The sequence below is a fragment of the Streptomyces sp. CB01201 genome (assembly GCF_002803085.1).
Lineage (GTDB): Bacteria > Actinomycetota > Actinomycetes > Streptomycetales > Streptomycetaceae > Streptomyces > Streptomyces hundungensis.
Genome location: NZ_NNBJ01000021.1, coordinates 1 through 15,028, shown reverse-complemented (window position 1 = coordinate 15,028; position 15,028 = coordinate 1). Strand labels below are relative to the sequence as shown.

Below are 15,028 nucleotides of genomic sequence, written 5' to 3'. Positions count from 1 at the left end.
CGGAAGGAGCCGCGGGAACGCCCTGGGCGTCGTTCATCGTGCGACCTCCTTCGCGTTGACGGGATGCTTCGAACTGAACGGCGCTCGGACCGTGGCTTCGCCGAGGTCGGCACCCAGCCTTTGCCGCGCCCGGTGCAGTCGGGACTTCACGGTTCCGACCGCGACCTTGAGCACTGCCGCGGCCGCCTGCTGGTCAAGGCCCGACCACACACAGAGCTCGACGACCTCGCGCTCGTGACGCGGCAGCCGGGCCAGCGCCCGATGGATCTCCGACATGCGACGCTCGTCGTCGATCCGGACGGCCACGCGGTCCGCGTGGTCGCCCACCGACTCGTCATGCGAGACGAGCCGCTGGAGCAAGGCTTCGGCCCGTCTCAGCCGGCGCCTGGTGTTCGACAACTGACCGTTGGCGATGCCCAGTAGCCACGGCAGCGCCGAATCGCGGTCGAGCACCGTCTCCGATCGCCGTCGCCAGGCGTGCAAGAACACGGTCGACGTGAGGTCCTCGGCCTCGGACCAGTCAGCCGTCCGCCTGAACAGATGGTTGTAGACGGTCTTGCCGTGCCGGTCGAAGATCCGGCCGAACGCCTCGCGGTCACCGTCGACTGCCCTCGACCACAGCTCCCGGTCAGATGTCTCGCCGACCGGTACGGCGAAACCAGCGTCGTTCAGTTCCATGCTCCGTCCATGTCCGGCACGGGGCCGAAGGTTCCCACTCATCCAAGTCCGTTTCGAGGGACACCCGTTCCCTGCCGGAAAGCATCCCGGACCCGGCCCCAGGCACCAGGCCCCGGGTCCCGGTCTTCCAGGCGCCGGTCCCGGTCCCCGATCGCGGCCCCCAGCCCCGGTCCCGGTCGCGAAAGGACCATGGAACACCGCGGGCCGCGGACAAGCGATGGCCGCATTCGGGGGAAGTTTCCGCACAATCTTCCCTATCGCCGATATCAAGCGTGATCGAGCTGCCGGAACGGGCTATGCCTGTCCGGTGATCAAGACCCGACTCCGTACCGTCGTCGCCGCGCTAGCTGTTTGCACCCTGCCCCTCTACATCCTTCCCTGCCCCGTCGCCGCAGCCCGGCCGCCGGTCCCCCAGCGCGACGCACCGGGTCCCGCGCTCGACGCCGTTGTCACCGCCGTACCGCCGGCCAAGCTTGGCCTCAGCTGGCACGCAGGCTGCCCGGTCCCGGCGTCCGAGCTGCGGCTGGTGCAGATGAACCACTGGGGTTTCGACGATCAGGTTCACCGGGGCGAACTCGTCGTACGGCAGCGGGCGGTGACATCGCTGCTGAAGGTGTTCGGGCAGGCTCTGCAAGCGAAGTTCCCCATTCGCCAGATGCGGGTGATGGCAGAATTCGACGGCAACGACGAGGCGGCGATGGCTGCCGACAACACCTCTGCGTTCAACTGCCGCAAGGTCACCGGCGATCCGTCCGAGGTCTCCCAGCACTCGTACGGGGACGCGGTGGACATCAACACCCTGGAGAACCCGTACGTCGATGTGAACGAAAAGGTCTATCCCGCTGCCGGCGCGGCCTTCCTGGACCGGTCACAGCAGGCCAAGGGCATGATCCATCCAGGGGATGTGATCAGCAAGGCGATGCGCGCAGCGGGTTGGCAGTGGGGCGGCCGCTGGAATCCGCCGGACTATCAGCACTTCTCGGCCAACGGCCGCTCTGCGTGACCTTCCGCGCCAGACCGTGCCGCACGGGCCGGAGGACGGGTTCGTCGCCGTGACGGACGGGCGGAGAGCCCACCCCATGGATGGGATCTCCGCCAAAGGTCCGGGGCACTGGATCGGTCCGCTGTCCGGACGGCATCGGCTGCGCGGCACCTCAGTGTTGATCGCCGTGCTGGTCGGCGCGTTGGCAGCCGACCGCACGATCTGGAACCTGGGTCACGTGCTGGGCGCGGGCCGGGATGGCGATTTCGATGCGGTTCTCGTCGAGTCCGTTGACGATCCTCAGACAGCCCTCGGTGAATACGAACTCCACTATCACCGTTCCGGCCGCCAGGTCGTGCTCCACTGGCCGCCACTCAAGCAGCGCGACCTCGCGCAGTTCCTGGCCGACGAAGTGTTCGAGGCCTGCGTCGTAGTGAGACCACTGAGGCGTGAGCTCGAACCACTCCCATCCGGTGATGGTTGCAGCGGTGTCGATCGTGTTCCAGCCGATCGAGAGCTCATCGAGCTTGGAGTGGCAAACCTCCACCTGAAAACCGTCGAAGTCCAGCACCACCGGGCAGTCGGCGAACCAGACTCCGTTCTCGATGAAGCGCACCAGAGCGCACCGGGTCAGCCGCCGACCCACGAGCGTCGCCAGACGTGATGCGTGAGCCTGCCGAATCGCCTCGATCCCGGTCAGGAAAGACGGCTCGAAACCAAAGATCCCCATGTTCACAGCGGCTGATTCTCCCTGACTGCGGCTCCGTCGGCTGCATGGCTTTGTTCACGGGTAACGGGTTCTGGCACAGATCTTGGGGAGCCAGCGCGGAGGGTGACGGCGCTGTTCGATTCCTCGCCCACTTTGAGAAGCGGAAGGTATCCATCGGCGCCCGCGCACGCGCCTTCGGGACGCCGTGCATTCATGAGCACGCTTGCGTCAGATGCTCGCTCCTTCGACCTGACCCGTCCCAACGCGGCACGGCTTGCCGACATCCGCGATAACTTGATCGCCCGCATCGCCGATGCCGAACGTGAAGGCTGGCTCGGCGAAGTCGAAGGGCTCCAGGTCAGCCTGGTCGGCGCCGAGGAGATGCTCCGCCTGCTCGAACGTCACCGCGGACAGCCCACGGAAGTCGACTCGGCATCCCCACCACACGTGGTGATCGATGACCCAGGCCCAGCCACCGGGTCCGATGGGGACTACTCAGGACGCCGTTCGCGCGCCACGCGTGCAACCGCCCCGTGAGCTGCCTCTTACTCCCATCGGTTGGGTCACAAGAACCTCGGGCACCCCGGCGGTGCTTGTTTGACCGCCGATGCCGTTGCCCTGGAGGCCCGCAAAGCCGCCCAGGCCGAGGAAGAACCCGCCGCTATCCCCACCCCGCGCGATCCGCATCCGGCAGTCCAGTCCTCGGCGACCATCACGCCTCTGCACGACGAGTGGCGGCTCGCACACCTTCCGCCGGCCACCAGGCCGCTGCCCTCGGTGGCCCCCTATGGCCAGTTGCTCCGCCGCCACCGCACCAGTGGCGGCACCCACCATGAGGGAGAAGCCCAGTGACCTTGCCCCGCCAGCGGAACATGACCGAGCAGGCCGCCGACGCCGCGATCGACACAGCCTGCCGTCTCCTGCGGCTGCCGCGATCCGGGCCGAGTTTCCCGACATCGCAACCTCGGCAGCGGAGGACCAGATGACCTACCGCGGCTTCCTCGCGGAGCTGCTGATGGCCGAGTGTGACGACCGCGCTCGCCGCAGGTCGGAGAGGCGGATCAAGGCAGCAGGCTTCTCCCGGGAGAAGTCCTTGCGATCCTTCGACTTCGGGGCGAACCCGAACATCGACCCGGCCACCATCCACGCCCTCGCCAGCTGCGAATGGATCAAGAAGAGCCAGCCCCTCTGCCTGATCGGCGACTCCGGCACCGGCAAGTCCCACCTGCTCATCGCTCTGGGCACCGAGGCCGCGATGAAGGGCTACCGCGTCCGCTACACCCTCGCCACGAAGCTGGTCAACGAGTTGGTCAAGGCTGCCGACGAGAAGCAGCTGAACAAGACCATCGCCCGATACGGCCGCGTCGATCTGCTCTGCATCGACGAACTCGGCTACATGGAACTCGACCGCCACGGAGCCGAACTCCTCTTTCAGATCCTGACCGAAAGCGAGGAGAAGAACAGCGTCGCCATCGCCTCCAACGAGTCCTTCGGGGGTTGGACGAAGACGTTCACCGACTCCCGACTCTGCGCAGCCATCGTCGACCGCCTCACCTTCAACGGCACTATCATCGAAACCGGCACCGACTCCTACCGCATCGCCTCGACGCGGGCGCGGGCGCGGGCCGAGGAGTCGGCGAAGGCCAGCTGACCTTTGCGGGTAACTACTCGACGGTTCCCGCCCTCCGGGCGGAGAACCGTCACCGTCGAGATCGTGACCGACGAACGGCTACAACCGCGCGGAAGCTTCGGGCCACAGGGCCATCTCGAAGCCTTCGTCCGCAACGCCCTCCTCATACCATCCCCGGCCCGCCAGCCAGGTCTCAAGCCACTCTGTGAGGCTCCCCGCATCCACGAACCACGCCAGGGACAGGTCCTGCCCGCTGATTGCGTTCGGCTCGAAGAGGAGGACTGTTCCGTCCTTGCTCCGGCAATCGACGCACGCGAACATGGCACAACCCCAGTCCAGGATCGGCAGGACGCCCTTGGGCCACGACCACCAGGTGTCCGCGCCCGCAGCCGGGATCCGTCCCAGATAGTCCTCAACCGCGGCCTCCACACCATCCAGATTCGGACCACCTGACAGAGGCAGCAACGAGTCCATCGGACCGAACCCGCCGTTGCCCACCTTCAAGTACAGCGCGGCAAGAAGCGGGTGCAGACGGAAACCGAGCCTCCGCTCGGCCTCGTCCAGAGCATCCGCGGTGACCGGAAGCTGCAGCCGCGCGCTCTCGGCCGCCTTGGCTGCGACTCGTTCGACCAATTGCGCAAAGTCGTCCACGGGCGACATGGTCGCCTACGACTCCGACAGACCCATGGGCAGGCCGGCCGGGGGGCCTTCACGAATCCCGGCGGAGCTAGTCTCAACGATCCCCATCACTACTGGGTGATGTCATATCTGGGGTTCTGGCTCGCTTTCCGTGAAGCGGTCACACACTGTTCGGCGACGCCGACCGCTGAGATGATCACTGCTCACCCGTAGCTGAGGAGTCGGGGCCCCAGATGAGTAGCTGGTCGCCAGAGGTAGATGAGGTGTTGGAGGCGTCGGGATGGACGCCTGGACGGAAGGTAGACACGGCCCGCTGGCGATCCATGTTCCATGCAGTCGGGCTCGCCATGCACGACGCTGCGGAAGCCTTCCTTCAAGAGTTCGGCGGCTTGACTGTGAACGTCAGCGGACCAGGGATCAGCTGTGCACGTACGCCGTTCGAGCTCAACCCCGAGCTGGCCTGGGGCGAGGACGACCGATTCACGGAGTGGGGCGAAGCGATCGGGCGCCATCTTTACCCACTTGGCGAGCTGGACCACGGCCGGTTCTTCCTGGGCATCGATGAAGTGGGCATGATCTATCTCGTCGAAACCTGGGTTGCCAGCTTTGGACCGATGCCTCACGCCATGGAGAACTTGGTTCTCGGCGTCGCTCCTCGCCGAATCGATGAGGGGTACGAGCCAGCGGGACAGCCGTCCTGACGCATCGGTCACCTGTAGAGCAGTACTCGCTTTCGCAGGAGCGGGAATCCGGCTCGGCCGAACATCTGCCGTTTGAGCATCTTGATCCGGTTGACGTGCCCCTCTGCGACACCAGAGTTCCAGGGCAGGGTGAGACCGGCGATGACAGCGTCGCGGTCGCGGTCGATACCGGCGGCAAGGCTGTGGAGGCCGGGCAGGTTGTCGTTGCGGACGGCATCGAGCCACGCGGGCAGCCGCTGGCCTAGCCGCTCGGTGAAGATCTCGGCGAAGGACCGGACATGTCCGGTGAGTGCATCCAGTTCGGGGCAGTGGACCAGGACGGCCTTGAGGCGGAGCTGTTCGGCCTCGGTGAGGGTGTCGGGGTGGCGGAGGATCCAGCCGGCGACCGTGCGAGGTGAAGGCGGTGGCGCAGTGACTGGATCTGTCGAGAGGCGCTTGGTGCGGAAGTAGGCGCCAACTCGCTGGTAGCTGCCCTTGTAGCCGAGCGGCACGATCTCCTCCCATGCCTTCCACGCGTTGGTGCAGCCTTGGTTCCAACGATCGTCCAGGTAGGGCTTGTACTCATCGAGCACGAAGGGAGCCCCTGCCATTGGCCGCGGAAGAGATCCTCCGGCGCGGTGGCGTCGGCGAGGAGTTTGAAAGTGCGGTACGTCATGCCGAGTTGGCATTGGATCGTACGGCGGCTGTGGCCGGCGGCGAGCAGTGCGTGGACGGCCGCATGGTTGGCCCGAGTCCGGTCGGCGAACCGGTGGCCGGTGGGCCACGGCGAGCCAGAACTGTCCGTTGGGGCATCGGGCTCCTCAACCGGGCAGGGGGGCTCGGGCGCCGTGCCCCATAGGCAAGCCCGGTGATCGGCGACGCACCGTTCAGCGGCCTCGCCAAGGTTGTGCCAAAGATGCCACCGGTCAGCAACCTGGACCGCCTGAGGTGCCCCAGGCCGTGGCACCTTCCGCGAAGAACGGAGCTCGATCCCGGCAGACGACCTCGATTCCGGGGCACTTCGCCAGCCACTTGACCAGGGTGGACGCCTCCCGGTTTGGCAACAGATCAATCGGCCTTCGGGTCTCGACATCGACCAGAACCGTCTCGTAGACGTGGCCCTTGCGCATGGCGTACTCATCGACGCCGACCACCCGTGGGGCCGGTGTCTCCGGGTCAGGCAACGCGTCGAGTAACCGCAACACCGCGCTGCGGCTAACGGACACCCCGAAGACTCGTGCCATCCGGGCACCGGCCCGGCCGGCGAGGGCGAGACCGACCGCGGCGAGAGTCGAACGCAACCGCTCGGTCCATCTGCTGTGCCGCCGGGTCAGCCCGGACATCTGCTCGGCGAACGTCCGCCGTCCGCATGAATCGTCCGGACAGAAGAACCTGCGGACCCGAAGGCAGAGGACCACCCGCCGTCCCGCACTGGGTACGTCGGCGGGAAACCGCAGGTAGGAGCTGTGTATGCGACTCGATCGGCTCCCACAGTCAGGACACGCTGCCCCGGCCGCCGTACTTCGGGACCCGATGCTTATCGTCTCGTCGTTCACGTCCACCGACAGCACCGCTACGTCTGCGATGGACGGGACCAGCAGCTCCTCCAGCCGTAGCAACGTCTCTTCCATGACGCCGCACTGTCGACCACACCAAGATCGGCACTGGTCATTTACAGGCAAGCTCCCGAAGGCAGATCCGAGCGTCGGTCGTCACTCAGCGTGCGCACTTCACGGAAGCGAGCCAGAACCATATCTGGTGAACATCCGCAGCACTCAAGATCACTAACTGCTGCCCCAAGTGCTGACCAATCGCTGTTACTTCACGTGAACGAAGCCAGCTGCGACACCGCCGCGTACGTTCACCTGGTATGCCACTACGGCGAGAAGCCTTACAAGCTGCACTACGCGTGCCTGCGCCGCCGAGTGGCGTTCAAGCGGCATCTCGGATCTGGCGAGCCCAAGTGCCCCCGATGCTCGGATCCGATGGTCTGCGCCAGCCACGATCTCGCGGCCCCACACCGCCATGACTCCAAGGCATGGTCCGTCGTGGCCGCCGTACTGAACGAGGGCCTGCGCTACGAGGGCCGCGAGCCCTGCGGCTGCGGCAAAGTGCCCCAGTTCCGGCCCCGGACCAGAGCCCGGCTGCGCGCATGCCGAACCGCAGCAACGCGATCCGGCATCCCACTCGCCCCCCCTGCTGGCCCATGCAGATCCACAAGCCTCCCCATGACCTGAGCGAGTGCGCGCGGGCGAGCGGAACGCGGGCGGAATATGCGGTCGGGTACCTGGATGCCCACGCGGGAGACAGACGTGGACGCTTACGCAGTACGTCGTCAGGCTGGCCGATCTCGGCGATCGTGGTCGATCACGCCGAGCGCGTGCGCTCCACGGTAGAGACGACCCGTACCAGGGACGGAGCGGCAGGGGCCGAGGCGAAGCCGAAACGCACGGGCGGGGAGACCGGCGCCAACGGGCCGAGGTCGCTGCCGTCGAACCGGGCCCGGGCGGAGACGATCGGCAGCAGGTCACCGGCCGCGTACCACTGCCGACAGCCCGGACGCGAGCTGCCCCGAGTACGAACACCGGTCATCAGCCGGGCGGGCCCGTCCGCCAGCGCCGCCCACAGCGGCCTTCTGGCCAACGGGCGCGGGACCGCCCGCAGCGCGAGTCCCAGAACGCCCCGACGCCCGACGGCGAACTGCACGTCCAAGGGGCCGGCGGTCACGTCCCACACGGCATTCCGCACCTCCACCTTCACCGCAACGCGTCGGACCTCGTCGAAGTGGTAGACCGCGGAGACGTACTCAGCCGTCGCCTCACTCGGTGCCAACAGCAACCGCCACCCATCAGCGCGCTCCACCATGACATCGCTGAACGCGCCGAACGGAGACCGTGGCCAGTGGCCCACCACCACACGCGTGCCCGAACCCGTCCCCACAGCGGCGATCCATCCATCGAAGGTGAGCCGTTCGGTATCCATCCCGCCTGCATACCTCATACCGCTGTCAACCGCCCGTCCGGCACCGCGATCCGGCCGCTGGCAGGCCCTGGCAGGGAACCCCCGGCGAGGCGGCGGAACCTGATTCGGCGCTCACCGCGAGCCAGGACTGTGGGCAGAGGGCTGAGGGATGTGGGCTGTGGCAATTACGGCTAGCGGAAGCCACGGGATCTGGGCGCCGGCGAACGGGGAATTCGCCAGATGGGCTCAGGATTCCCCGGGCACGACGTCGACGGGAGGCAGGGCCGCCCGCCTTCGGCGGTACACCACCACCCCGCACGCCACGAGGCAAAGGACTGCTACGGCGGACACTCCGACGGCCGTCTGTTCGGCGAAGAACCTTCCCAGCATCTTGAACACGGCGAGTCCCGCCGTCGCGTAGATCAGTGCCCAGGCAGCTCCGCCAACGAACAGGGCGGGCAGATAGCGCGACAGCGGCATACGCACACTGCCCGCGACGAAGTTGGCGGCGGTCTGGAAGCCGACGGTCAGGAAGGAGACGGCCACCACCGGCGCGCCCCACCGCTGGATCGCCCCCTCGACGCGACGGAACTTCGCCGAGGAAAGCCGCTCGGCGAACCGGCTGCGGCGGGCACCGGCAGCGGTGAGCCACCCCACGGCGAACGTTCCTGCGGCGCGGAGCAGGACGATGACGTACAGGGCTCCAGCAGTGAGCACGAGCTTATCCACGGCGCCCCGTCCCAGACTCGGCGCCGGAACGCGTTACCTGCCCCGCCCGCACGGCGTCGTATCCCCGGTGGGCGTAAGCCCGGTCACCGTCTCTCACCTGCGCCCCGCCTCTACCCGTTCCGTCCGACGGTTCCTACCTTCGGCACCGGAACCTCACCATGTGAACCCGCACGCCAGCCACGTTCAGCCTAACCGAATGCGCATACGGGTCACCTGGGCGCCGGCATCCCTTGTCCCGCTAGCCGAGAGCGAGCATCCCCTGAGCGACCTCGCCGACCGACGTGTCCGGGATCGCGGTGGCGGCCCCATTGAGGACGAGCAGCTCCGCTCCGGGGATCTCATGCGCGATCGCCTCTGCGTTGCCGACGGGGAAGAACCGGTCCCGGCGGCCGTGGACGACGAGCGTGGGCACCTCGATCTCCGACAGGCGCTCCCGCCAGCGCGGGGTGCAGTCGAGCCTGGAGAACACCATGCCCATCTGGTTCGCCATGTGGACCGGGGGTGTGCTTAGGGGCGTGCGGTCCCAGATGCGTGCGGCTACGGCGCGGGCGGCCACGGGGTCGTCGCCGAGGATCTCCGCGCCGGCCGCGATGAAGTCGGCTACCGCCTCGCGGTCGGCCCAGTCGGGCATCGGACGCGCGAACAGTCGACTCATCGTGCCCTGGTCGTGGTCGGGGAGGTCGTCGTCGGGCGGGCCCGGGGCGACCGAGCGGGTACCGACCAGAGTCAGCGCCGAGAACGCGCCAGGATGGTCGAGCACGGCCACCTGAGCGACCATCCCGCCCACTCCGATGCCCGCGAGGTGCGCGGGGCCCCCGCCGAGCGCGTCCACGAGGGCGGCTGCGTCAGCGGCAAGGTCGCGCAGGGTGTAGGCGGGCGCCTCCACGTCCGCCGTTGTCGACTCTCCGCTGTCGCGCAGGTCGTAGCGCACGACGCGACGCCCACCGGCTGCGAGGCGCACGCACAGCGCGTCCGGCCAGGAGAGCATCGTCGTCCCGCCCGCAAGCAGGACGAGTGGCGCGTTCTCGTCACCGAATGACTCGATGCCCAGATCGATCCTGTTGACGTCACCGGTGGTGAGAGTGGTCATCGGATCACCGCACGACGTCGTAGGTCAGATGCGTCGCCGTTGACGTCGGGATCACGCTCCGCTGCGTCAGCGTGTGGCGCACACCATCGATGAACAGCGGGGTGCCGGCGCCGAGTACGACCGGTGCGAGGTGCAGGCTCAACACGTCGACCAGGCCGGCTTCGAGTGCCGACCCGATGAGGGCCCCGCCTCCCATGAGAACGACGTCCAGATCCTGGCCCTTGTCCGAGGACGCGGCTTCGGCACCCTCGCGTGCGGCGGCGACGGCGTCGTGCAGCCCGGTGGTGATGAACTGCCAGTCGAGGTCGGTGAGGCGTACGGACTTCGGCGGCTCGCTCGTCACCACGACGAACGTGGGTTTACCGACCTCTCGGGCGCCGTAGCCGACGTTGTCGTTCCAGCCGCCCGGCCCGTCGACCAGGTCGAAGAGCCGTCGGCCGAGGATGACGGCTCCGGACCGGGTCGTCCCGTCGCTCAGGATGCGGCGATCTTGGGGATCGTCAGAGAACACCCAGGTGTGGAGGGCATCGCCGCCGGTGCCCAGACCGTTGCCCGGGCCGGGGTCGGGTCCGGTGACGAAGCCGTCGAGTGAGATTGAGATGTCAGCGATGATTCGAGTCATGTAGACGTAGACCCGGTCCCCCGCCGGAAATCATCGCTCGTCCGCGAAACGCGCCTCGGAGGGGCCAGGAGAGATCGGCGGAACGAAAGACCCTCGCTCGCAGCGAGCGGTGTGCCTCGTCCGTCCGCCGTGCCGGCCCTCCTCCAGCTGGTCCGGCCGAGCAGTCACCCCCACCCCCTGGCCCGCCCGCAGCTCTGCCAGTTCTGGGCCCATGCGGTGTTCAGGGTTCAGGGTTCAGGGTTCAGGGTTCAGGCGGAGGTTGTTCATCGCAGGAGGGGAGACGTGGCCGCCGATGGCCGTGAGCGTGGGTGTCGCCGGGAGGCCGCGAGACAGCCTCCACTCCGCGAAACGATCCGACTCGGAGCGGCGCGGACGTACCTGCTGACGATCAACCACTGCACAGGCCAAGCTCGTTGAGGGAGGTGGCCGGTCGCGGCCGCAGAGGACGCGAGACGTCGAACCGCGACCCTGGCGGGGCAGCGGGGCGGCGCCCCAAGGAGCCGCCGTCCGGGAAGCCGCAGCTCGAAGGGCCGGCCGTACGAAGGCCCGGCGAGAGGCGAAATCGAGATGGCTTCGCAAGCGACTGCCGCGGCAAGACGCAACAGGGCCGCAGCCCCGGCAGGCGCCTTTCGGCTCTCACGGAGTGCACAACCGTCGGCTGATGTCTAGCGTCGGGTTCCCCAGGGGGTTCCGATCCGATAGCACGGGATGAGGGTCGCTATGCATCGGCGCGCAATCGCCACTGGCTTCGTCGTGGGGCTCTCCCTGCTGACCACGCTGAGCCTCACTTTCGGCAGTTTCGCCGTCGCCGTCGCCGTTCCCGACGGCCCGGGCGGAGAGCCGACAGCTGTGCCCCGGACCGGCTTCGAGACCAGCGGCGGGGCGCACTGGACCAGTCAGGAGCAGGAGCAATCGTTCCTCGGCGCCGTCGACCGGCTCAGCGAGCGGACCTCGGTCCGACGGATCGGCACCACCCGCCAGGGCCGTCCGCTGCAAGAGGTACGCATCGGTGCCCAGCGCGCCACCACCACCGTGCTTCTCGTGTGCAGCCAGCACGGCAACGAGCCGGCGGGGCGTGAGGCGTGCCTCACCACGGTCCGGGACCTTGCTCTGACGAGGGATCGGGCCATGCTGCGCTTCCTGGAACACACCGCGGTCCTGGTCGTCCCGACGGCCAATCCGGACGGCCGGGCCAGCAACACCCGCAAGAACTCAGAAGGCGTCGACATCAACCGCGACCACGTGGCTCTGCGGACCGCGGAGGCGGCCGCCATCGCGACGGTCCTGCGTGACCGGCACCCCGATGTCGTCTATGACCTGCACGAGTACTGGGCTGTTCCCGGGTACTACGACAAGGACCTGTTCGACCTGTGGCCGCGCAACCTCAACACCTCCCCCGGGCTGCGCGAGCAGGCGCAGGTGCTGTCCGGTGACTACGTTCGCCGAGCAGCGCGAAGCGCCGGTCTCAGCACAGGCACCTATGGAATCTGGACCGACCCGGGCACCGGCGCCCCCGTCAAACAGGTGGCCGGAGACGGACAGGAACGCATCCTGCGCAACACGGCGGCCGTCAAACACGCGATTGCCCTGCTCATCGAGAGTCGCGCCGACGCCGCGACCGAGGCGGAGAGGACGAGTCCCGAGGCCAACAGACGACGCCGAGTGGCATCCCAACTGACCGGACTCGGCGGCCTGTTCAGCTTCATGACGGACCGCCGGGAAGCCATCGAGGCAGCCACGGCCAGGTCTCGCCTCGCCGGTCACCGCGACCAAGGGCCCCTCTATCTGGCCGGTGCGGACAACACCCGCCCGCGACCCGCCGAAATTCTCGATCCCCCGCCCTGCGGCTATCGCCTCACCGCAGCACAGTACGAACGCGTTGGCACCCAACTCGCCCTGCATGGGCTTGAGTTGTACCGAATGCCAGACGGAGGCGCCATGGCACCTCTGCGGCAGCCGCTACGCTCACTGGTGCCGCTCCTGCTCGACGGCCGCGCCCACTTCGGGCTGACCGCGGCAGAGCCCATCGACCGTTGCTGAAAGGCGGGCACCGCAGCTTTCACGCCGACCGCTGCCCGCACCGGTCCGATTCCGCCCCCAAGGCTCCCGGTGTCCCGGGCCGACTGTCCAGCGGCGACCCAGCGCCGACGCCGAAACGCGGGCGCGACCTACGGCCGAGGCAGACTGATGGAAACAGTTGCGGCCCAGGGACATCGGAAGTTCCGCGCTACGGCTTAACGGGCGGGGTGACCGGGAGGGCCGGCGGGGTCACCGGGAGAGGAGGCACCGCCGGCGGAGTCACCGGCAGCGGAGGCAGTGACGGCGGGGTCACCGGCAGCGGAGGCACCGCCGGCGGAGTCACCGGCAGCGGAGGGACCGCCGGCGGAGTCACCGGCAGAGAGGGCACTGCCGGCGGGGCGACCGGCGGCGTGGGGTCCGTAGCGGCCGCAGCCGGGCTGATGGAGAGAACGAGTACAGCTGTAGCAGCCAGACCGGCTACCGGAGCGGCGATGCCTACTCGGAGACGCATGACAATCCTTTCGTGTGACACGGTTTGTGGTTTTCGTGTCTCCTCTACACAAGGACGGCCCACCAAGCTCTGCAACGCGGTAGGGACCGTACGGGGTAACCGGCCGACAGCACGCTCTCGCGGATGCAACCCCGCACGACCTTCGACGTTTTCCCGTCCAGCGCCCAACACCCCTGTTGCGCAGGGCCACTGCGATCGGCTCAGGCGCAGTACGCCCTGCGCCAACTCGCGCACCACCTTCTTCACCCGCGAGCGGTGGAACCGGCACTTTGCGGCGAGGTTCTTGACTCGTGTGGCCCACGTGTCTCGCATCCGGGCTCCACGCCCTCCAGCCAGGCCGAGAACCTGGTGCCAGTCGGGCAATTGGCGTTAACGTGCCCAAATGACTGATGTGATCATTCTTCACGGAGCCTGGCACCAGCCCGCTCACTACGCCGACCTAGCCGATCAGCTGCACTCCCGGGGCCTGTCCGTGGAGGTGCCCGATCTCTACGGGCTGTCGCTCGCCGAGAGCACCGCGAAGGTCGAGGCCATCGTGTCGGGCTCGTCGCGGCCGCCGGTGGTGGTGGGACATTCCTTCGGGGGCGTCACCGCCGGGACGGTACGCGGCGCCGCCTCGTTGGTCTTCCTCAACAGCTGGATCCTCGACGTCGACGAGTCCCCCGCCAAGATCCTCGCGGAGACTCCTGGTGAACCCGGGGAGGGGTTGCTCGCGCTGCCGGACGCGGACGGGCGCCTTCACCTCGACCCGGACGATGCCCGGACAAAGCTATTCGGCGACATCAGCGAGCCGGCGGCCACGCGTGCGCTGGAGTTACTGCGTCCGGAACCTCTGTCGATTTTCAACGCGACACCCACGCACGTGAGTTGGCGGGACACCCCGTCGCTCTACCTACGCGGCCGGCGGGACCGCACCATCGTGACTCCACTTCCGGACCGTTTTGCCGGGCACTGCTCTCGCGCGGAGATGTGGGACACCAGCCACTCGCCCTACCTGAGCCGCCCGGCGGCCGTAGCTGACCTGATCCAGCGCCAGCGAGCTGCCAACGGCAGTTGAGCCCGAACCGAGGGGCGGTTCCGGTATGCCGGCCGCGGCTGAACAGGCCACTCGCGCCCTGCCATGAGGCGCACCGCCGCTACCACCGACCCGGGGGTGCCTCTGTTGCTTCGGTCAAGGGACACCCCCGAGCAGGAATCCACGTATTGCATCCAGCTCAGTACTTTTGTCGACAAAGTGAGTTGCCTATCGTCAGAGTTCAGCCCGGGCGCCCAACCTCATGACATTACGTTTCCTTCACAAGCTCTACGGAGGCCGCCCGGATCGCGGCAGCGCCTCAGCCTCTTGAGGACGACCGGGGCCAGCCCACTAAAAGCTCACCATCCCCGGTAAGCCCACGCGCAGAGGTGGCCCTACAAGAACCTTGTGAGACTGCTGTGAGGCAGCTCACGCCTCCCGGTGATGACTTGGCCTTCACCAAAGAGGTACTTTCTTGCGGGGATTTACACGAACATTACATGCGTGTGTGGGGGGAATGCTGATGTGCGGTCACCCATGCCTGAAAGGACATCAGTGACCTCGCTCAAGCGACGAATAGTCCGGCCTGTGACGGTCGGGGCACTGCGTACCGTGACCGAGGTACCTGCACTGGCTTCGGCGGCACCTCCACAGCGGCGGCCGGCCGCGAGTCTCCGCCCTCCGCGGCCGAGTCCTTTGCCCGTCGGAATTCGGCGAAGACCCTCAGCGAAAAGCAGACCGAGTTCACCAACGCCGATGGCCG

The 15,028-nt window shown here is 67.6% G+C and carries 15 protein-coding genes and 1 pseudogene; 6 read left to right on the top strand and 10 right to left on the bottom strand.

Going from position 1 to position 15,028, the window contains the following annotated elements; genetic code table 11:
- Nucleotides 1–33: 33 nt before the first annotated feature.
- A complete protein-coding gene (locus CG740_RS32910; RefSeq protein ID WP_100578977.1) occupies nt 34–678 on the bottom strand; it encodes an RNA polymerase sigma factor in 645 nt (214 codons plus the stop codon).
- Between the two features lie 217 nt (nt 679–895).
- Here CG740_RS32910 and CG740_RS32905 point away from each other — a divergent pair, with 217 nt between their 5' ends.
- The gene (locus CG740_RS32905) at nt 896–1,681 is read left to right on the top strand and encodes a M15 family metallopeptidase (RefSeq protein ID WP_100578976.1); all 786 of its coding nucleotides are present in this window, start codon (nt 896–898) and stop codon (nt 1,679–1,681) included.
- Nucleotides 1,682–1,832: 151 nt separating this feature from the next.
- On the opposite strand, the gene CG740_RS32900 is transcribed toward CG740_RS32905, so the two are convergent.
- Both CG740_RS32900 and CG740_RS32895 read right to left on the bottom strand, forming a co-directional pair.
- Entirely contained in the window at nt 1,833–2,390 is a 558-nt protein-coding gene (locus CG740_RS32900; protein WP_234376626.1) for a hypothetical protein, read from the bottom strand.
- Nucleotides 2,391–2,597: 207 nt separating this feature from the next.
- Nucleotides 2,598–2,774, bottom strand: coding sequence for a hypothetical protein (locus tag CG740_RS32895; protein ID WP_199846645.1), 177 nt, complete (start codon nt 2,772–2,774; stop codon nt 2,598–2,600).
- A 192-nt stretch (nt 2,775–2,966) separates the two neighbouring features.
- Here CG740_RS32895 and CG740_RS32890 point away from each other — a divergent pair, with 192 nt between their 5' ends.
- Complete coding sequence (locus CG740_RS32890) at nt 2,967–3,221, top strand: hypothetical protein (protein WP_234376610.1); 255 nt, start codon at nt 2,967–2,969, stop codon at nt 3,219–3,221.
- Nucleotides 3,218–4,020: pseudogene (gene istB, locus CG740_RS32885) on the top strand (IS21-like element helper ATPase IstB). The gene CG740_RS32890 and the pseudogene istB overlap by 4 nt, the downstream one beginning before the upstream one ends.
- Before the next feature lie 78 nt (nt 4,021–4,098).
- On the opposite strand, the gene CG740_RS32880 reads toward istB, so the two are convergent.
- Complete coding sequence (locus CG740_RS32880; protein WP_100578975.1) at nt 4,099–4,659, bottom strand: SMI1/KNR4 family protein; 561 nt, start codon at nt 4,657–4,659, stop codon at nt 4,099–4,101.
- 212 nt (nt 4,660–4,871) lie between these two features.
- On the opposite strand from CG740_RS32880, the gene CG740_RS32875 reads away from it, so the two are divergent.
- Nucleotides 4,872–5,339 carry an SUKH-3 domain-containing protein gene (locus tag CG740_RS32875; protein WP_100578974.1) on the top strand — a complete coding sequence of 156 codons (468 nt, stop codon included), beginning with the start codon at nt 4,872–4,874 and terminating at the stop codon, nt 5,337–5,339.
- 8 nt (nt 5,340–5,347) lie between these two features.
- Here the strand turns inward: CG740_RS32875 and CG740_RS40480 are convergent, their stop codons facing one another.
- The 6 genes from CG740_RS40480 to CG740_RS32845 all read right to left on the bottom strand — a co-directional run bounded on the left by CG740_RS40480 (nt 5,348) and on the right by CG740_RS32845 (nt 10,720).
- Nucleotides 5,348–5,929, bottom strand: a complete 582-nt coding sequence (locus CG740_RS40480; RefSeq protein ID WP_199846644.1) for a transposase — start codon at nt 5,927–5,929, stop codon at nt 5,348–5,350.
- A gap of 315 nt (nt 5,930–6,244) precedes the next feature.
- Nucleotides 6,245–6,949: an ISL3 family transposase gene (locus CG740_RS40475; protein ID WP_199846643.1), complete on the bottom strand. Its 705-nt coding sequence runs from the start codon at nt 6,947–6,949 to the stop codon at nt 6,245–6,247.
- A gap of 736 nt (nt 6,950–7,685) precedes the next feature.
- Nucleotides 7,686–8,300: a hypothetical protein gene (locus tag CG740_RS32860; RefSeq protein WP_100578972.1), complete on the bottom strand. Its 615-nt coding sequence runs from the start codon at nt 8,298–8,300 to the stop codon at nt 7,686–7,688.
- A 225-nt stretch (nt 8,301–8,525) separates the two neighbouring features.
- Nucleotides 8,526–9,008 (bottom strand): DedA family protein, encoded by a 483-nt coding sequence (locus CG740_RS32855; RefSeq protein WP_100578971.1) that lies wholly within the window; start codon nt 9,006–9,008, stop codon nt 8,526–8,528.
- Nucleotides 9,009–9,246: 238 nt separating this feature from the next.
- Nucleotides 9,247–10,098, bottom strand: coding sequence for an alpha/beta fold hydrolase (locus tag CG740_RS32850; RefSeq protein WP_100578970.1), 852 nt, complete (start codon nt 10,096–10,098; stop codon nt 9,247–9,249).
- A gap of 4 nt (nt 10,099–10,102) precedes the next feature.
- Nucleotides 10,103–10,720: a dihydrofolate reductase family protein gene (locus tag CG740_RS32845; RefSeq protein WP_100578969.1), complete on the bottom strand. Its 618-nt coding sequence runs from the start codon at nt 10,718–10,720 to the stop codon at nt 10,103–10,105.
- Between the two features lie 720 nt (nt 10,721–11,440).
- Between CG740_RS32845 and CG740_RS32840 the strand changes: the two genes are divergently transcribed.
- On the top strand, nt 11,441–12,760 hold the full coding sequence (locus CG740_RS32840; RefSeq protein ID WP_100578968.1) for a M14 family metallopeptidase: 1,320 nt from the start codon (nt 11,441–11,443) through the stop codon (nt 12,758–12,760).
- Nucleotides 12,761–13,632: 872 nt separating this feature from the next.
- Nucleotides 13,633–14,307, top strand: a complete 675-nt coding sequence (locus CG740_RS32835; protein WP_100578967.1) for an alpha/beta hydrolase — start codon at nt 13,633–13,635, stop codon at nt 14,305–14,307.
- The last annotated feature ends 721 nt before the right edge of the window (nt 14,308–15,028 follow it).